Here is a 17,709-nt window from a genome sequence, read left to right as displayed (position 1 = left end):
TATGTCGTCAAAATTAATAATCAAATCATGCATTGGTGTTGCCGGTATTATAGCATTATCGGGATGCGCATCTTGGTTTGCTGATGAAGAAGAATTAGCGATTAGAACCTTACCTGAGATTCAAATGCAATTTGAACCCACAGTTATGTGGGACGAATCAGTTGGGGATGGCGTTGAAAACTACTTTTCTCGTCTAACACCAGCGATTGCTTACGGTAAAGTGTTTACAGCTGATAGGGAAGGCATGATAGTCGCTCTTGACCCACAAACTGGTGACCGTTTATGGCGTCAAAGAGTGAGTCGAAAAAGCACAGAGAGCAAGCTTAGCAATCTTTATGGCTTATTTCCTGCTACGATTTCAGCAAAAGTGTCTGGTGGCATGACAACTGCCTACAATAGCGTTTATTTTGGTACCGAAGATGGTTTGGTATATTCATTAGATCAAGAAACAGGTGATATCCAGTGGACAGCATCAGTGCCTTAGTGAAGTGGTGGCTGCGCCCGCAGCTGATGCGGGCTTTATTGTTGTTAATACCGTTTCTGGTGCTTTAGTCGGTATCGATGCTCAATCAGGCGAGGTATTGTGGACAAACGAGTCTGATGTTCCTCCTCTTTCGTTACGTGGCGTATCAGCCCCGTCTGCTGCAAATGGCGGTGCTGTTGTCGGTTTAGCAAATGGTCGCTTAAGAGTCACTATATTAGATACTGGGCTCACCGCTTGGGAGCAAGTCGTGGCAAAACCCGCCGGAGCAACTGAGCTTGAGCGAATTGTTGATATTGATACAAAACCCCTTATTGTAGGCCCTACCATATTTGTTGTTTCTTATGGTGGTGCACTTGCGTCGGTTGAATTGCGATCAGGTAACGTAGTTTGGACTCGTGATTACGCGTCATTTCGCAACGTTTCTATTGATGGAAATAGGCTGTTTGTAACGGATAATAATAGCAATGTATATGCAATTGACCGTAGAAATGGTGTAGAGCTATGGTCAAATGGTGAGTTGAGACAGCGAAACCTGACAGAAGCAACACCATTTGGAGATTACATTGTTGTGGGAGATAACTTTGGTTACCTGCACTTTTTCACGCAAGATGAAGGTAAATATGTATCCAGAATAGAAGTGGGTGATGACGATGAAGATGAAGCTATATATACGTCACCTGTTGTTGAAGGCGACATTCTCGTTGTACAGACACGTGATGGTGTGATTAGTCGCATTCAAGCGCCGCAACAATAAATAAACTGAGTATATTATGTTACCCGTAATCGCCCTAGTAGGCAGGCCCAATGTGGGTAAATCAACCTTATTTAATCGTCTCACTCATACCCGAGACGCATTAGTTGCCGACTTTCCTGGCTTAACACGTGATCGTAAATATGGCACTGCTACTTTTGAGCAGCGCCAGTTTATTGTTGTTGACACCGGTGGGATTAGTGGTGATGAACAAGGCATAGATGCTCACATGGCGCAACAATCCTTATTAGCGATTGATGAAGCTGATGTGGTTTTATTTTTAGTCGATGCAAGGGATGGGCTTACCCCAGCAGACATTGCTATATCTGATCACCTTAGAAAACAAAATAAATCGATGTTTTTGGTTGTAAATAAAGTAGATGGCATCGACGGGGATAGTGAAAGTGCCGATTTTTATAAGTTAGGTGTCAGCGAATTAATTCAAATTGCAGCCGCCCATGGCCGCGGTGTGTCTAAAATGCTTGATCAAGTATTATCGCCGCTTGAAGCTGATTTCCCAGATATGCTTATAGAAGAATCTTCTGGAGAAGATGAAGAAGCGGATGCTGATGAAAAGTTAAAGCTGCTTCAGTCTTTGCCCATAAAACTAGCAATTGTTGGAAAGCCTAATGTCGGTAAGTCAACATTGACGAATCGTATATTAGGTGAAGAGCGCGTAGTTGTTTATGATTTACCCGGAACAACAAGAGATAGCATCTTCATTCCAATGGATCGAGACGAACGTGAATATATATTAATCGATACTGCCGGCGTTAGGAAACGTCGAAAAGTATCCGATGCTGTTGAGAAGTTTTCTATTGTAAAGACCTTACAGGCGATTGAAGAAGCTAATGTTGTGCTGCTAGTGGTTGATGCTAGAGAAGGCATTAGTGACCAAGATCTATCTTTGCTAGGCTTTGTGCTTAACTCTGGCCGCTCGCTAGTTATTGCGGTAAATAAATGGGATGGCTTACAAAATGATGCAAAAGAAGAGATTAAGCGAGAATTAGATAGGCGGCTTGGGTTTGTTGACTTTGCGCGTTTGCATTTTATTTCAGCATTGCATGGTTCTGGCGTGGGGCATTTGTTTGAATCAGTACAAGAAGCTTATAATTCCGCGACAAAACGTATTAATACTGCAATGCTCACAGAAATTATGGAAATGGCACAAGGTGATCATCAACCGCCGCTAGTGAGAGGACGCCGTGTTAAAATGAAATATGCACATGCGGGTGGTTACAATCCTCCGGTTGTGGTGATACATGGTAACCAGCTTAAAGCCCTGCCCGAATCATATAAACGGTATTTGACTAACTACTACCGTAAAGCGTTAAAGATTATGGGGACACCTATAAAAATTGAATTTAGAGAAAGTACAAATCCATTTGAAGGTAAAAAGAACAAATTAACACTAGCACAACAGAGAAGACGGGATAGGTTGTTATCTTTCCAGAACAATAAGAAGACATAAAAAAAGCCCGTTAGGGCTTTTTTTATGCGAAATGCAATTAAATTTCTACGCCTGTTTTGGGGCTAGCGCCATGGTCGTTTTCACCCATATCACCCTCTAGAACGGCAAATACTAGCAATACAAGAAAGCCAATTAATGGCACAAGTGCAATTAGTACCCACCATCCACTTCTGTTTGTATCGTGCAACCTACGTACTAGCACTGCCAAAGAAGGAAGAAAAATAGCCAACGAATAAATCATGCCTATAAATCCATTGCCCCCTAATAATAAGCCGTCTAGTAGGCCAAGTACCACAGAGATAATCAAATTGAATAAAATAAACATCCAATATTCTTTTCGTCTTGCTCGGCCTGAAAATGTCACATAATTTTTTAGTACTTTAATATACCATTCCATTTTATTTTCCTTTTTGTTGAATGAAATTTTGTTTAGGTATTAACCTTGCCTCAACTCCTTCATGAAAGTCGACTCAGGTGGCACGGTAATTTTATCTAGGGTTTCTGTTACTAAATTGTGCATCATGTCCTTTGGTATATTTGACGAGAACTTGATAACCTTGTCATGCTGCTTGAATACATACTGAGTACTGTAAATTGGATCATTGGGTGTACCTAGCGCAACCATGACTCGATATCCGTCAAATTGTTTACCATCTTTGACTATTTGAGTCGCTTCTATCTCAGACAACACAAATTGTTCTATCTGTGCGGCTGCGATAAGCTCCGTAATTTGTTTGACTTGTTCCTGCATTTCTTGTTTTAAGTTTTTGGGTTTTAATACAAAAGGGGAAAATGGATAAACTGATATATCAAATACAGCGTCTTCGTATTCTGGGTGAGTATATCGACTAATGTTTCCTAAAAGAGGATCTCGATAAGAAGCAGATTCAAGTAGTGTAAAATTCCCAACAAGTGAAGGTACTTTTAAATCACTCGAGTAATCGCTTGCATTAAGAACAGAATAGATGGTCTCGGGGTTAAAAACTTCAGTTAATTGAACCTCATTTAACCACGTTGTAAGAATTTGTTTTGCTGATTCGGTAATTAGGTGTTGTGATGTATCAAAATGATAGCTCTTTTCGTTTAATGGAATGCCTCGCCACATTGTTGTGACTTCCAATAGAAGCTGATTTTCAAACAGAGCGCTTGCTATTAAAATTTCATATTGAGAACTATCAAGCGTACTTCTAAGGTCACCATATTTGTCAATCTGATTTGTTAATTCATTGAGTTTATTTGCATCAAATACATTTTTTTGGCAACCACTAATGTTTTGACAACGCTCTAGAGCATGGTCACTGAGGTATGCAGCAAAAACTGGAAGTTCAGGGGCTTTCAAGGCACTAGTTGCAAACGGGGAAAACAAAGCAAGTCCGGCGCAAAAAAGAACAATTAGGATTTGAAACAACTTCATTAATGCACTCTATCAGACAATTATTATTATAGTTTTAACGCCCTAGAGCATAGCAAATTTATTTATCTTAAGAAACTTATTGCTTCGTTGTTTTGACAACTTTTGAATGTATCTCACCATCAACGACTTTTGTGACTAAGGTATCATCAATATTTACATTATTAATACTTTTCAAAATCGTTTCATTTTTAAAAGCAACGCTAAATCCTCGCTCCATGGTTGCTAAAGGACTTACTGTATTTAATAAGTCAGAGCTTCTTGATAAGTCTTTTACTTTACTTTTTATCATCTGATTTACTGCGCATTCCAAACGATTTTGACTATCATGACACCGTTTACTTTCAAGTCTGATGCGATCAAGAGGATGTTGTGCAAAAAGTCGTTGCTCGAGATAATTAAGACTATCTTTTTGATTTGCAATAAGTTTGTTGGGATGCTGTGCAAGTAGACGCTTATGCATATAGTCAAGTGATTGAGCAAGTTGGTTTATTTGCTTAACTGGATGATTACGTTGCAAGGATGAAATAGACTGATGCACATTTTGTTGTCTATTTTCCAATAAACGCGAAAATGCGTTCATAAGGGCTCGTTTTTTTTCGTTTAAACCTGATTCTAATGCGCGTTTGTCCTCACTGACTAATTCGGCAGCTGCAGAAGGCGTTGCAGCGCGCACATCAGCGACAAAGTCAGCAATAGTAACGTCAACTTCATGACCAACGGCAGATACAATGGGCAGTTTCGATTCGAATATGGCACGTGCGACTATTTCTTCGTTGAATGGCCAAAGGTCTTCAAGCGAGCCGCCCCCACGTCCAACTACTAGCACATCGACTTCATTTCTTTCATTGGCGATTTTAATTTGCGCTGCAATAGTCTTTGCGGCAGCATCACCTTGCACCATACTTGGGTAAATAATAACGTTTATAGATGGGTTACGTCGCGCCAATACGTGCAAAATATCATGCACCGCTGCGCCTGTTTGTGACGTAACTAAACCAATGGTATTAATTTTCTGTGGCAATGATTGTTTTGCTGCATGGTCAAACAAGCCTTCATTTTGTAGTGATAGTTTTAAGGCTTCAAATGCCTGTTTCAGCTGACCTAGGCCTTCGGGCTCCATATGCATTGCGACTAGTTGATAATCACCACGCGCCTCGTAAATTCCTACATTAGCGCGTATTACGACCTTATCACCATGCTTAGGCACAAACGCTAAAGATTGGTTAGCCCCTTTAAACATTGCAGCTCTTACTTGAGCTCGTTCATCTTTGAGGGTGAAATACCAATGCCCTGAACTTGCTCTAGTAAAATTGGAAATCTCCCCACTTACCCACACCTGTCCGATTTCACTTTCAAGTATTTGTTTGGCAAAACGATTGAGTTTTGAAACGGAGATAATTTTAATTTCTTGTGGTACCGCAAACATAAGTAAAGGTGCTTTTTTCATTCAGAATAAAATTTTCGCTAAGATAGCATAATTTAAGTTTACCTAGGTATTAAAAAACACTACAATTGCACCGCAATTACGACACTAGTATATAGGTTAAATTGCATGTTACGCATTGAAAAAGAAGCTTTCACTTTTGACGACGTACTTTTAGTACCAGAGTCACTCTCAGGTTCTACCTCACACCGCAGTATTAAAAACAAAACTTACCCGCAAGATTGCGCTCAATATGCCGCTCATGTCTGCCGCTATGGACACAGTAACTGAAGCGAATTTAGCCATTGCGATGGCGCAAGAGGGCGGCATCGGTTTTATTCACAAAAATATGACGCCTAAAGCACAAGCGAAGCATGTACTAACCGTGAAAAAGCACGAAAGTGGAGTGGTATTGGATCCAGTCACAGTAAGCGCCAATGATACAATAGGTGAAACCATTGCCCTGTCGAAAAAGCTTGGGTATTCAGGTTTTCCTGTGGTTGATAATCAAAAAAATCTAATCGGTATTGTAACGAGTCGCGACTTACGATTTGAAAATCGCTTGGAAGAACCAGTTAGCAAGGTAATGACTGGGAAGGATAAATTGGTAACAGTGACGCCTGATGCTAGCCCAGATAAAGTAATGGATTTGATGCATGAATACCGTATTGAAAAGATTCTTGTAGTTGATGCACAATTTAGACTCAGCGGCCTAATCACAGTAAAAGATTTTCAAAAAGCTAAAAGCAAACCAAATGCATGTAAAGACGAGCAAGGCCGATTAAGAGTAGGTGCTGCGGTTAGTGTAGGACCTGGTACGCAAGAACGTATTCAACTTTTAGTCGAAGCGGGAGTAGATGTTTTATTGATTGATACTTCTCATGGGCACTCACAAGGTGTCATTGAAAAGGTTAGACATATTCGCTCTTTGTATCCACAACTCCAACTGATAGCTGGTAATGTTGCTACTGGTGAAGGGGCAAAAGCACTCGTTGATGCGGGCGTAGACGCAGTAAAAGTAGGAATAGGGCCTTAGTTCAATCTGTACTACAAGGATAGTAACAGGTTGTGGGGTTCCACAAATTACTGCCATCAGTGATGCGGTTGATGCTATTAAAGATACTGATGTGCCGGTGATTGCTGATGGCGGCATTCGGTTCTCAGGCGATATAGCAAAAGCATTAGTCGCTGGTGCAAGTTCAGTCATGGTAGGAAGTATGCTTGCAGGCACTGAAGAAGCGCCGGGTGAAGTCGAGCTATATCAAGGTCGGTATTATAAGTCTTATCGTGGAATGGGGTCACTAGGCGCAATGGATCAAAGTCATGGTTCTTCAGATCGTTATTTTCAAACTGATAGCAGCGCCGAGAAGTTAGTGCCTGAAGGAATAGAAGGGCGTGTTGCATATAAAGGCCCAATAGCAAACATAATTCATCAGCAACTTGGTGGTTTACGCTCAGCGATGGGTTTAACTGGCTGTGCAACAATCGAAGAACTTCGTACTAAGCCCAAGTTTGTTCGCGTTACGTCTGCAGGTATGGGTGAGTCACACGTACACGATGTAAGTATTACAAAAGAAGCACCAAATTATCGTTTGGGTTAATAAACTATCTTTTACATGTAGGACGTTAAATGTCACAGAATATACATAGCCAAAGGATCCTAATCTTAGATTTTGGTTCACAATACACTCAATTAATTGCAAGACGCGTACGTGAAATAGGCGTTTATTGTGAGTTATGGGCATGGGATGTCAATGAGTCACAAATTCGTGAATTTGCACCTGATGGTATTATTCTATCAGGAGGGCCAGAATCGGTTACTGAAGCTAATTCTCCTCGCGCTCCCCAATATGTGTTTAACGCAGGTGTACCAGTTTTGGGTATTTGCTATGGCATGCAAACAATGGCACATCAGTTGGGTGGAAAGGTGCAAGGATCTGATTTGCGTGAATTTGGTTATGCGCAGGTTGAGCTGTTAGAAAGTGCATCGCTTTTTGATAAAATAGAAGATGAAATCGCTAGCAATGGGAACGCTCTTCTAGATGTGTGGATGAGTCATGGTGACAAAGTATTAGAAGTCCCACATGATTTCAAAACGATTGCACAAACAAGCAATTGTCCGCATGCGGCAATGGTAAACGAAGATAAACAATTTTATGGTGTGCAGTTTCACCCAGAAGTGACACATACGAAGCAAGGTCTTAGAATACTTGAGCATTTTGTAAAACAAATCTGCAAGTGCGAATCATTATGGACTCCCGCTTCTATCATAGAGGATGCTGTAGAACGTATTAAGGCTCAAGTTGGCGATGAAGAAGTTGTTTTGGGCTTATCTGGTGGTGTTGATTCTTCAGTGACGGCAATGCTCCTTCATCAGGCGATTGGTAAAAACCTAACCTGTGTATTTGTTGATAATGGTTTATTGCGCTTGAATGAGGGTCAACAAGTCATGGACATGTTTGGCGATCATTTTGGATTAAACATAATTAAAGTTGACGCAGAATCACGTTTCCTTGATGCTTTAGCTGGCGAAACAGATCCAGAAAAAAAGCGAAAAATCATCGGTAATCAATTTGTATATGTGTTTGATGAACAAGCAAAACAACTTGTGAATGCAAAGTGGCTAGCACAGGGTACAATTTATCCAGATGTGATTGAATCGGCAGGTTCAAAAACAGGTAAAGCTCATGTTATAAAATCACATCATAATGTAGGTGGTTTGCCAGATGATATGGAGCTTGGACTGGTTGAGCCATTGAGAGAGCTTTTTAAAGATGAAGTGCGCAAAATCGGTCTTGAGTTAGGTCTACCTTACGATATGCTGTATAGACACCCTTTTCCATAGCCTGAGCTTAGGGGTGAGAGTTTTAGGGGAAATTAGAAAAGAATACTGTGATTTATTGCGCAAAGCAGACGCAATCTTTATTGATGAGCTACACAATGCTGATTTATATCATAAGGTCAGTCAGGCATTTACTGTTTTCTTACCTGTTCGTTCGGTCGGTGTAATGGGAGATATGAGAAAATATGATTGGGTTGTATCGTTGAGAGCGGTTGAAACCATTGACTTTATGACTGCTAGATGGGCCCATCTTCCTTATGATTTTCTAGGTAGAGTATCCAATAGAATTATCAATGAAGTCGATGGCATTTCTCGAGTTGTTTATGATATTTCAGGAAAGCCGCCAGCAACAATTGAGTGGGAATAAATAGGTGAATGGATCATTTCGCTTAAGAGAGGCAAGTATAGACGATTGTCTTGATATTCTTTCTTGGCGAAATGATGTGCACACACGTGAAATGTCGATTAATACCGATGTGGTTTTAGAAGAACACCACACTGCTTGGTTTAAAAAGGCTTTGAATTCTGAGCAACAAACACTTTATGTTGCTGATGATATTAATACTGGCCACAAATATGGAACGTGTCGTTTTGATATCCAAAAGGATCATCAACAAGCATTTGTTTCAATCAACGTGAATCCTGACTTCAGAGGTCAGGGCCTCGCAAAACGCCTACTCACGGAAGCGACCGCACGTTTTCACGAGCAAAACAAGCTGCCCATCATTGCACTTATAAAGGATAAAAATAAAGCCAGCATCGCTTTATTTACTCATTGCGGGTTTACCACATTTTCACTCAATAAATCTCAAAAAAGCGGCACAATTTCACTGATAATGAAGCCTGACTAATTCGTTTTTTACAGTGCTGTGTAGAGGACAAAACTAGAAAAAACAATTTAAAATATAGAAGTTAATGCGATAACGCATGAACGATGTATTATTATCACTAAATATTCGCAAGCATTCATAATCAAGAAATCTATGAAACAAAACAATGAATTATTATTTAAAGAGGTGTCGGACTCTATTGAAGATGCTCAATTACTTTATGAGTTGCTACAGCAGCGCCTATATAACATTAGCAAAACAAGTAACATAAGTTTTGATGAGCATCATTTATTTGTTCAGCAACATCCTTATCGCTATTGGTATCTTGTTATTGATAACGCATCCTTAATTGGTAGCGTTTATGTATCGCACGAGAACACCATTGGTATAGACTTAAAAGCTCGGCATATTGGAAAATGCAATGAAGTCTTGAATTTTATCTTGGCACAACATAAACCTTTGCCAGAAATAAAATCAGTTAGGCCTAGTTACTATTACATAAATGTTGCCGCAGATAACGCGCAGCTAAAAGAGCAAGTCGAGATTTTTGGTGCAAAGCTTATTCAATCATCTTACCGATTGTAATTGCTTAAAATTCAATGCTAAGGCCTTCACTAGCACCAAAGCATTCACTCTGGCCACCACCGATCATGATGATGTCATTAGCGTGAGACACGACCTCATCAACCATTTCATCCGTTCGTTCGGGATCGTGACTGTATAAAGCCAGTTTTTTTACATTTGCCGCTAATGCTAGTTTAATGGCTTCTTCTGCAACTGAGTGTCCCCAGCCAGACTTTGCTGGCATGTCTTCAATCAAATACTGAGCATCGTGTATTAATAAATCTGCGTCTTTTGATATTTCTACAAATTCTAGAAAATCAGTACTTTTGGCGTAAGGAGGGTATAGTTCATTATCCGTAATGTAGGCAATCTTTGTGCGTCCATCATCGATTGTGTAACAGCTGCCTCCTCCAGGGTGATTAATTGGAAGCCGCGTAATGGTGGCCTCTTCGACTTGCCAAACATCTTCTTCAGGCCTAAGGACTTGAATATCAGAGCCTATGGCTTCAGGTGGAACAGGGAAAAAACTGCCTTGCATCTGCTCTAAAAATGCTTTTGGTCGCTCTTCGTGTGTCATACCCGGGACAACAAATATTTTACGTTTTGCTTGATATATGGGCGGAAAGAAAGGAAAACCTTGAATGTGATCCCAGTGATTATGAGAAAGCAAAATATGGATAGGGGTCGTCTTTTGTACAAGTTGCCCACCTAAAGCCCTTATACCAGTCCCAGCATCTAATACGATGTCTGTTCCTGACCGCAGTTCAATATGCACGCAAGCAGTATTTCCGCCATAGCGGACAAAGTCTGGATCAGGCGTTGGAATTGATCCTCTTACTCCATAAAAAGTTACTTTCACATGAATCCTTGTTTATTTTGCTGTAATAAATGTAGCAACAGAATCAACCTTGAGCATAGTTTTTTCACCACTTTGTCGACTTTTATATTCAACTTCATGATTGTCTAAGTTTCTTTCACCAACAACGATACTATGAGGAACCCCAATAAGTTCCATGTCTGCAAACATTACTCCAGGCCTTTCTTTACGATCATCAAATAATACCTCTACGCCCGCGTCTAACAAGTCTTGATATATTTTAGATGCAGCCTCTTGAACACGCACAGATTTGTGCATATTCATAGGAATAATAACAACTTTAAAAGGCGCAATTGCATCTGGCCATTTTATCCCAAACTTATCATGGTTTTGTTCTATCGCTGCTGCCACTATTCGAGTGACGCCAATTCCGTAACAACCCATTTGTAGCACTTGATGCTTTCCGGTGTCCGTCAATACCCCACAATTCATTGCTTGAGAATATTTGTCACCTAATTGAAATATGTGCCCCACCTCTATACCTTTGCGAATTTCTAATTGTCCTTTACCATCTGGACTTGGGTCGCCCGCAACAACACTACGCAAATCGGCTACTTCATAAGACGGTACATCTCTATCCCAGTTTACGCCAGTATAATGCTTGTTATCTTGATTCGCTCCGCATATAAAATCACTGCATGCGGCTGCACTGGTATCAATTATTATTGGAATAGGGCATTCAACTGGGCCTAGGGTACCAAACCCACATGAAAATATCTCTTTTACCGACGACTCTTCGGCCATCTCCAGCGGTTGCGCTACCCATTCGTGTTTTGACGCTTTTATTTCATTGAGGCTATGGTCGCCGCGCAATATTAGTGCAATTAATGATGCCGGTGCTTGCTCACTTCCTTTAACAATAAGTGTCTTAACTGATTGCTCGGGGCTTGTTCCGAGTGTTTTTGATACACTTTCGATTGTTTTTGCGTCGCCTGTTTCTACCAGTGTGAGGGCTTGCTTTGGTGTATTTGCAGTTTCCAAACAGACGGCTTGTGCAAGCTCAACATTGGCAGCGTATGACGACATGTTGCTAAATGCTATATCATCCTCTCCAGATTCGGCCAGCACGTGAAACTCGTGTGACACAGCGCCACCTATAGAACCTGAGTCAGCAATAACAGGACGATACTCTAAGCCAATTCGTTCAAAAATATTACAATAAGCTTGATGCATTGTTTGATAAGTTTTGTCCAAACAAGCTTCATCTAAATGAAAAGAATAAGCATCTTTCATGACAAATTCTCTTGAGCGCATAATACCAAACCTTGGTCTTACTTCGTCTCGAAATTTGGTTTGTACTTGATATACATTCAGCGGTAATTGTTTGTAGCTGCTAACATCGTTTCGTACCAGCGCGGTAATGACTTCTTCGTGCGTTGGGCCTAAAACAAAGTCCCGTTTATGTCGGTCTTGTATACGCAATAGCTCAGGCCCATACTCTTCCCAACGCCCAGACTCTTGCCATAAATCGGCAGGTTGAACTACCGGCATATTTATTTCAAGCGCACCTGCTTTATTCATCTCTTCTTTTACGATTTTTTCTACTTTGGCCAACACTCGTAGACCCGTCGGTAGCCATGTATATAAACCTGCAGCGATTTTGCGCACCATACCCGCTCGCAGCATGAGTTGATGACTTATGACTTCAGCTTCACTAGGGACTTCTTTTTGAGTGGCTAGTAAGTATTGGCTTGTTCGCATGAGGACAGTTTTCTTTGTGTTTGAATTTCTTTAGATTTTACCAGTGTGCATGCACAGACAAAAGAAAAAGTTATGTGTGTGATGAAATAAAATTGTTATTTACGACAGACTGACAATACTAATACACGGTTTTCCACTATCTTCCATGAAACTTCATAATCATAAAGTCTAGTAAAATAAAGCTTTGTATCTGTTTGTAAGCGTTTGTATGCAGGCCTGCTGTCTAGCGACAAGATATTCTCTAAAAGGTCTGTGAAATCTGGGTGAATTAACTGTATGTCATTCAATGAGCCGGTAAGGTCATCATGATATTGAACCGCTAACTTGCTTTTAGTAGGCATGTGAGCAAGGGTTGTAGTTGCTTCATCACATCGGTCCGCATATGGCACATATGGTTTAATGTCGATGATTGGCGTATTGCTCACCATATCGACTCCTGAAACATTCAGTTTAGTGCCACTTACGCCATCATTTTTTACTAAAGACATACCAATATTATTTGGTCTAAAGCTACTTCGACTAGCCAGCACGCCTATTTTTTTGTTTCCTCCAAGTCTTGGAGGGCGGATTTTGTTCTTAAATCCACTTTCAATATTTTGATCAAAAACAAACAGTATCCAAAGGTGTGAATAGTGTTCAATACCTTCTAGGGCCTGTTCTGGCTTCACTTGATTGGTAAATTCTATAGTACCTTTAGCTAAGCTAAGTCCATGTCCCTGTCGTGGGACTGAAAATTTATCATAAAAAGGCGTAAGAATATGTCCAATTGGCGCAATGTTATATTCCATTTCGACTTAAGGTCCTCATGTAACCAACGTTTATCGGTCAGATGACGTTATTAGAAACTGTTTGAAAAACGCTTTCCCTAAATGGCGCGCATGGTCTACGTTTCGCTCAGGGATCTTTTCGGGCTCATGATAGGTGTTTAACGCAGCACTAATACTCGATTCTCTTATAAAGTGGAGCATAGGAAAAGGAGAACGGTTAGTAAAATGACTAATATCGCCGATTGCTTCTGATTCAAATAGATAATCAGGATGGAAACTTGCTAGCTGATATATGCCGCTATAACCTTGTTGCTCTATTATTTGGGTCGCTAGTTCTAAAAAGTCCAAATAAAGTGCGAAGCTGCTTAAGCTTTTGCTAAATATTAATAAGCTTGTTTCGGTTTCGGGATGATCATTTAAATGTTCACATTCCTGCTCAATGATAGAAGTGAATACTTGAGCATCTTTTTGATCAAATGAGTCAGTAAAGTTGTCACTATTTACATGCAATGCAATCGCGTTTCGTTTTCTTGGTAATTTTGCGAACGGACAAAAATCCTCTCCTATAACGACTTCATCTAACCACCTAATCGTCATATTTCGAGCATTAGATGGTGGTTGCTCTGCTTCATCTTTATGAGTCATTAACTGTGGTATTCAACATACGATTCTAAGGTGTTTTCAATCAGACTTGCTACGGTCATTGGACCTACGCCCCCCGGCACTGGGGTTATCCAGTCAGCGCGTTCTTTTGCTGTATCAAACTCAACATCGCCTGTAAGGCTTCCATCGTCTAGTCGATTAATGCCTACATCAATCACGATTGCACCACTTTTTATCCATTCTCCGGGAATAAAGTTCGGTTTACCCACAGCAACCACTAATAAATCTGCATTCAACACATGTGATTTAAGGTCTTTTGTAAACTTGTGACAAGTTGTAACTGTGCATCCTGCGAGCAATAACTCTAAACTCATAGGTCTTCCGACGATATTTGATGCGCCAACAATTACTGCGTTAAGGCCTTTTACTCTGCGTTTGGTGGATTCAATCATCGTCATGATACCTTTGGGTGTGCACGGTCGTAATGCTGGCATTCGCTGGGCAAGTCTTCCTATATTATATGGGTGAAAACCATCTACGTCTTTTTTAGGATGAATACGCTCAAGAATTTCCTCAGCATGCAAGCCTGCTGGTAAGGGCAACTGCACGAGGATACCATCAATGTCTGAATCTGCATTTAATTTATCAACTAGCTCCAAAAGCGCTTGTTGGTTGGTGCTAGCTGGTAATTTAAATTCTTTTGATACCAAGCCAACTTCTGCACAGGCTTTTGTCTTGTTAGCAACGTAAACTTGAGAGGCGGGATTTTCGCCGACCAATACAACTGCTAAGCCAGGAAGACGTTTTTGAGCCTCTTTTAATGTCTCTATGTGTGAGGCAACATTCATACGTACTTGCTTTGCGATTTTTTTTCCGTCGATCAGTTTTGCAGTCATGAGATAACTTAAGTAAAACAACAATTTTTATATTGTAGGGAATTTACTATTAAAAAACTATGCTGAAAGTTATATAAAACACTCACTGCGCGCAAATCTTGAACAATTACAGTATGTAAATTCGACCTACAAAAAAAAATAACCTAAAATCACAAACTCAATGCAAAAAGTGTTTGACGATCATAAGTTCTGTAGGTAATATGCGCCACCCGTGAGCATGAGGTTAGTCCTTCGGTTCACATTGTCGGTGAGTGGCGCAGCTTGGTAGCGCACTTGGTTTGGGTCCAAGGGGTCGTAGGTTCGAATCCTATCTCACCGACCACTTTATGCTTTGACGATTCGATGAGCGTCCGTAGCTCAGCTGGATAGAGCACCCGCCTTCTAAGCGGGTGGTCGCAGGTTCGAATCCTGCCGGACGCGCCATGCACGTCACAGCAATAAAAGCGTAACATCATACGATGTGTTTAATATACAATGTATGCAGCAACAAAAGAGTCAGTGGTGGGCGTAGCTCAGTTGGTAGAGCCCCGGATTGTGATTCCGGTTGTCGTGGGTTCAAATCCCATCGTCCACCCCATCTTTCTCTCCTTACATAAGAAAAAAGCGGAAGTGGTGGAATTGGTAGACACGCTGGATTTAGGTTCCAGTGCTTCACGGCGTGAGAGTTCAAGTCTCTCCTTCCGCACCATCTATTGATATAACGGTGAGTGGCGCAGCTTGGTAGCGCACTTGGTTTGGGTCCAAGGGGTCGTAGGTTCGAATCCTATCTCACCGACCATCATCACATATACAATGCCAATCAAAGTGACATCATTCGAAGCAAAATGATACAAATTTTAATCTGACACGATCTTTTTTTAAATTGTGAACATCTTATGCTCGACTAGATCAATGTCTATCTGTATAATCTGGCGTCCTTTTTGATTGGTCATGTGTGTTCACGGCCAAACACTTTTGCAGTATAAGCAAAAGCAATACTAGTCAAAGCAGCTGCTTGAATATATTTAAGCAATGTTTTATTGATATCATAAAGCGCAATAAGGCGCATAGTTGAGGTAGAATAATGCAAGTTTCAGTCGAGACGACTCAAGGTTTAGAACGCCGTCTTACTATTACCGTTCCAGCTGCATCTGTTGACACGGCAGTTAAATCACGTTTACAACAATTAGCAAAAACACAACGTATAAACGGTTTTCGTCCAGGAAAAGTACCGGTAAGTGTTATCCAAAAACGTTTTGGTAACGCAGTGCGTCAAGAAGTCTCTGGCGAAGTAATGCAACAGCATTTTTACCAAGCAATTATGCAAGAAAAAATCAATCCTGCAGGCATGCCTCAGTTTGAGCTAACAAAAGATGTGTCAGGCGAAGACCTTGAGTTTGCTGCTGTGTTTGAAATCTATCCTGAAGTTAAAGTAGAAGGCTTGGATAAATTAAAGGTTGAAAAGCCAGTAGTAACTATTGCTGACAAAGACCTAAACGAAATGATGAAAACGCTTCAGACTCAGCACGCGACGTTTAAAGAATGTAAACGTAAAGCGAAGAAAGGCGATAAGTTGACCATTAATTTTGTGGGTAGCATTGATGGCGAGGAATTTGACGGCGGTAAAGCAGAAGACTTTCCAATTGAGCTTGGAAAGAGTCAGATGATACTAGGGTTCGAAGACCCGTTGGTTGGTGCAAAGGTGGGTGATGAAGTTGTAGCAGAGGTTACTTTCCCTGAAGACTATCACGCAGAAGCCTTAAAGGGTAAAGACGCAAAATTTGATATAAAAGTCTCAAAGGTTGAAGGCCTAAACTTACCTAAATTAGATGATGAATTTGCGACATTATTTGGCGTGACTGAAGGTGGTGTTGACGCACTTAAAGAAGAAGTCAAAAAGAATATGCAACGCGAACTAGACCAAACGCTGAAAACTAACGTAAAAGAAGCAGTAATAGCTGCGTTGCTTGAAGCAAATGATGTTGACGTACCTCAAGGCTTAATTGACCAAGAAGTTGAAGCGCTTAGAGAGCAAGCAAAACAACGTTTTGCTCAACAAGGAAATGCAGAGAATTTGCCTGAATTGCCAGCAGATATGTTTACTGATAATGCCAAAAAGAGAGTTAGTGTCGGTCTATTAATTGGCGAGGTTATTAAACAGAACAAGCTAGAAGTCGAACAAGAACGAGTTGATGCACTTATCGCAACAACCGCGTCTGCATACGAAGATCCAACCGAAGTTGTTGAATATTACAAAAATAACCAAGAGTTATTACAACAAATTCAGAACTTGGCGCTTGAAGAACAAGCAATCGACACTATATTAGAAAAAGCGAAAGTCAAAGAAGTTAAAAAATCGTTTGATGAAGTTATGAACAAAAAGGCGTAAATTTTTACGTAGTGATTGACTTTACAGGTTATCAACTGATTAAATGCTCGGACTATCCGGGCATTTTTTTTAATTAAAAAAGAGACAAAATGATAAATAATACAATCGATCCATCTGCAGCACTCGTTCCCATGGTCATAGAGCAAACCGCTAGAGGCGAGCGCTCTTTCGATATTTATTCTCGTCTATTAAAAGAAAACGTGATCTTTTTGGTAGGGCAAGTTGAAGACCATATGGCCAACTTGATTGTCGCGCAAATGCTGTTTTTGGAGGCTGAGAATCCCGAGAAAGATATCTTTTTGTATATTAATTCACCTGGTGGTTCTGTTACCGCTGGTATGGCAATATATGACACTATGAAGTTCATAAAGCCGGATGTCAGTACTGTTTGTGTTGGGCAAGCCGCTTCTATGGGAGCCTTTTTGTTGTCGGCTGGCGCAAAAGGCAAGCGATATGCATTACCTAATGCTCGAGTGATGATACATCAACCTCTTGGTGGGTTTCAGGGACAAGCGTCTGATTTTGAAATACATGCTAAAGAAATCCTGTCTATTAAAGAGAAACTAAATAGACTAATGGCTGAACATACAGGGCAAAAGTACGAAAAACTTGCAAAAGATACTGACAGAGATAACTTTTTAAGTGCACAAGAAGCTTGTGATTACGGTTTAGTTGACAGTGTGTTGACTAAACGCTCTGATGTCGGTAAGTAAAAGAC

At 40.6% G+C, this 17,709-nt stretch carries 15 protein-coding genes, 5 tRNA genes and 2 pseudogenes; 14 read left to right on the top strand and 8 right to left on the bottom strand.

All coding sequences use genetic code 11. The features are described 5' to 3' along the window. The first annotated feature begins 1 nt into the window (after position 1). The 3 genes from ACZ1G6_RS10950 to der are packed head-to-tail and all read left to right on the top strand — an operon-like array spanning position 2 to position 2,706. Positions 2-484, top strand: a complete 483-nt coding sequence (locus tag ACZ1G6_RS10950) for an outer membrane protein assembly factor BamB family protein (RefSeq protein ID WP_472616329.1) — start codon at positions 2-4, stop codon at positions 482-484. Continuing rightward, complete coding sequence (locus ACZ1G6_RS10945; RefSeq protein ID WP_472616328.1) at positions 453-1,238, top strand: outer membrane protein assembly factor BamB family protein; 786 nt, start codon at positions 453-455, stop codon at positions 1,236-1,238. Before ACZ1G6_RS10950 ends, ACZ1G6_RS10945 begins: the two co-directional genes overlap by 32 nt. 16 nt (positions 1,239-1,254) lie before the next feature. Then, positions 1,255-2,706, top strand: coding sequence for a ribosome biogenesis GTPase Der (gene der / locus ACZ1G6_RS10940; RefSeq protein WP_472616327.1), 1,452 nt, complete (start codon positions 1,255-1,257; stop codon positions 2,704-2,706). A gap of 37 nt (positions 2,707-2,743) precedes the next feature. Here der and ACZ1G6_RS10935 read toward each other — a convergent pair whose 3' ends face one another. The 3 genes from ACZ1G6_RS10935 to xseA all read right to left on the bottom strand — a co-directional run bounded on the left by ACZ1G6_RS10935 (position 2,744) and on the right by xseA (position 5,546). Beyond that, on the bottom strand, positions 2,744-3,103 hold the full coding sequence (locus tag ACZ1G6_RS10935; RefSeq protein WP_472616326.1) for a DUF805 domain-containing protein: 360 nt from the start codon (positions 3,101-3,103) through the stop codon (positions 2,744-2,746). A 39-nt stretch (positions 3,104-3,142) separates the two neighbouring features. After that, positions 3,143-4,120, bottom strand: a complete 978-nt coding sequence (locus ACZ1G6_RS10930; protein WP_472616325.1) for a hypothetical protein — start codon at positions 4,118-4,120, stop codon at positions 3,143-3,145. 76 nt (positions 4,121-4,196) lie between these two features. Further along, positions 4,197-5,546: an exodeoxyribonuclease VII large subunit gene (gene xseA / locus ACZ1G6_RS10925; protein WP_472616324.1), complete on the bottom strand. Its 1,350-nt coding sequence runs from the start codon at positions 5,544-5,546 to the stop codon at positions 4,197-4,199. Between the two features lie 126 nt (positions 5,547-5,672). Here xseA and guaB point away from each other — a divergent pair. The 4 genes and pseudogenes from guaB to ACZ1G6_RS10905 all read left to right on the top strand — a co-directional run bounded on the left by guaB (position 5,673) and on the right by ACZ1G6_RS10905 (position 9,800). After that, positions 5,673-7,144, top strand: a pseudogene (gene guaB / locus ACZ1G6_RS10920) (IMP dehydrogenase). Between the two features lie 29 nt (positions 7,145-7,173). Next, positions 7,174-8,752: pseudogene (gene guaA, locus ACZ1G6_RS10915) on the top strand (glutamine-hydrolyzing GMP synthase). A gap of 4 nt (positions 8,753-8,756) precedes the next feature. After that, the gene (locus ACZ1G6_RS10910) at positions 8,757-9,236 is read left to right on the top strand and encodes a GNAT family N-acetyltransferase (protein WP_472616323.1); all 480 of its coding nucleotides are present in this window, start codon (positions 8,757-8,759) and stop codon (positions 9,234-9,236) included. A gap of 132 nt (positions 9,237-9,368) precedes the next feature. Beyond that, entirely contained in the window at positions 9,369-9,800 is a 432-nt protein-coding gene (locus ACZ1G6_RS10905) for a hypothetical protein (RefSeq protein ID WP_472616322.1), read from the top strand. A gap of 4 nt (positions 9,801-9,804) precedes the next feature. Here the strand turns inward: ACZ1G6_RS10905 and ACZ1G6_RS10900 are convergent, their stop codons facing one another. The 5 genes from ACZ1G6_RS10900 to folD form a co-directional block, all read right to left on the bottom strand. Continuing rightward, positions 9,805-10,638 carry an MBL fold metallo-hydrolase gene (locus ACZ1G6_RS10900; protein ID WP_472616321.1) on the bottom strand — a complete coding sequence of 278 codons (834 nt, stop codon included), beginning with the start codon at positions 10,636-10,638 and terminating at the stop codon, positions 9,805-9,807. A 12-nt stretch (positions 10,639-10,650) separates the two neighbouring features. After that, positions 10,651-12,357 (bottom strand): proline--tRNA ligase, encoded by a 1,707-nt coding sequence (locus tag ACZ1G6_RS10895; protein WP_472616320.1) that lies wholly within the window; start codon positions 12,355-12,357, stop codon positions 10,651-10,653. Between the two features lie 95 nt (positions 12,358-12,452). Continuing rightward, positions 12,453-13,145 carry a tRNA (N6-threonylcarbamoyladenosine(37)-N6)-methyltransferase TrmO gene (tsaA, locus tag ACZ1G6_RS10890; RefSeq protein ID WP_472616319.1) on the bottom strand — a complete coding sequence of 231 codons (693 nt, stop codon included), beginning with the start codon at positions 13,143-13,145 and terminating at the stop codon, positions 12,453-12,455. A gap of 30 nt (positions 13,146-13,175) precedes the next feature. Then, a complete protein-coding gene (locus ACZ1G6_RS10885; protein ID WP_472616318.1) occupies positions 13,176-13,769 on the bottom strand; it encodes a DUF1415 domain-containing protein in 594 nt (197 codons plus the stop codon). Further along, positions 13,769-14,623 (bottom strand): bifunctional methylenetetrahydrofolate dehydrogenase/methenyltetrahydrofolate cyclohydrolase FolD, encoded by an 855-nt coding sequence (gene folD / locus ACZ1G6_RS10880; protein ID WP_472616317.1) that lies wholly within the window; start codon positions 14,621-14,623, stop codon positions 13,769-13,771. The genes ACZ1G6_RS10885 and folD overlap by 1 nt, the downstream gene beginning before the upstream one ends. A 245-nt stretch (positions 14,624-14,868) precedes the next feature. Between folD and ACZ1G6_RS10875 the strand changes: the two genes are divergently transcribed. The 7 genes from ACZ1G6_RS10875 to clpP all read left to right on the top strand — a co-directional run bounded on the left by ACZ1G6_RS10875 (position 14,869) and on the right by clpP (position 17,704). Continuing rightward, positions 14,869-14,945, top strand: a tRNA-Pro gene (locus ACZ1G6_RS10875). Positions 14,946-14,969: 24 nt separating this feature from the next. Then, positions 14,970-15,046, top strand: a tRNA-Arg gene (locus tag ACZ1G6_RS10870). Positions 15,047-15,124: 78 nt separating this feature from the next. After that, positions 15,125-15,200 (top strand) — tRNA-His (locus ACZ1G6_RS10865). A 26-nt stretch (positions 15,201-15,226) separates the two neighbouring features. Next, a tRNA-Leu gene (locus tag ACZ1G6_RS10860) sits at positions 15,227-15,311 on the top strand. Between the two features lie 13 nt (positions 15,312-15,324). Beyond that, positions 15,325-15,401: transfer RNA gene (locus ACZ1G6_RS10855), tRNA-Pro, on the top strand. Between the two features lie 285 nt (positions 15,402-15,686). Next, positions 15,687-16,991: a trigger factor gene (tig, locus tag ACZ1G6_RS10850; RefSeq protein ID WP_472616316.1), complete on the top strand. Its 1,305-nt coding sequence runs from the start codon at positions 15,687-15,689 to the stop codon at positions 16,989-16,991. A gap of 89 nt (positions 16,992-17,080) precedes the next feature. Beyond that, positions 17,081-17,704 (top strand): ATP-dependent Clp endopeptidase proteolytic subunit ClpP, encoded by a 624-nt coding sequence (clpP, locus tag ACZ1G6_RS10845; protein WP_472616315.1) that lies wholly within the window; start codon positions 17,081-17,083, stop codon positions 17,702-17,704. Positions 17,705-17,709 lie beyond the last annotated feature (5 nt).

The organism is Glaciecola sp. HA4-3 (assembly GCF_055693685.1).
The sequence above is the reverse complement of the archived record's forward strand: the minus strand, read 5'-3'. Positions and strand labels throughout refer to the sequence as shown.

What these genes read in the sequence shown, in the direction of transcription:
- ACZ1G6_RS10950 (WP_472616329.1), top strand. Translation starts at nt 2, where the DNA reads ATGTCGTCAAAATTAATAATCAAATCATGCATTGGTGTTGCCGGTATT.
- der (WP_472616327.1), top strand. Translation starts at nt 1,255, where the DNA reads ATGTTACCCGTAATCGCCCTAGTAGGCAGGCCCAATGTGGGTAAATCA.
- ACZ1G6_RS10935 (WP_472616326.1), bottom strand. Translation starts at nt 3,103, where the DNA reads ATGGAATGGTATATTAAAGTACTAAAAAATTATGTGACATTTTCAGGC.
- ACZ1G6_RS10930 (WP_472616325.1), bottom strand. Translation starts at nt 4,120, where the DNA reads ATGAAGTTGTTTCAAATCCTAATTGTTCTTTTTTGCGCCGGACTTGCT.
- xseA (WP_472616324.1), bottom strand. Translation starts at nt 5,546, where the DNA reads ATGTTTGCGGTACCACAAGAAATTAAAATTATCTCCGTTTCAAAACTC.
- ACZ1G6_RS10905 (WP_472616322.1), top strand. Translation starts at nt 9,369, where the DNA reads ATGAAACAAAACAATGAATTATTATTTAAAGAGGTGTCGGACTCTATT.
- ACZ1G6_RS10895 (WP_472616320.1), bottom strand. Translation starts at nt 12,357, where the DNA reads ATGCGAACAAGCCAATACTTACTAGCCACTCAAAAAGAAGTCCCTAGT.
- tsaA (WP_472616319.1), bottom strand. Translation starts at nt 13,145, where the DNA reads ATGGAATATAACATTGCGCCAATTGGACATATTCTTACGCCTTTTTAT.
- ACZ1G6_RS10885 (WP_472616318.1), bottom strand. Translation starts at nt 13,769, where the DNA reads ATGACTCATAAAGATGAAGCAGAGCAACCACCATCTAATGCTCGAAAT.
- folD (WP_472616317.1), bottom strand. Translation starts at nt 14,623, where the DNA reads ATGACTGCAAAACTGATCGACGGAAAAAAAATCGCAAAGCAAGTACGT.
- tig (WP_472616316.1), top strand. Translation starts at nt 15,687, where the DNA reads ATGCAAGTTTCAGTCGAGACGACTCAAGGTTTAGAACGCCGTCTTACT.
- clpP (WP_472616315.1), top strand. Translation starts at nt 17,081, where the DNA reads ATGATAAATAATACAATCGATCCATCTGCAGCACTCGTTCCCATGGTC.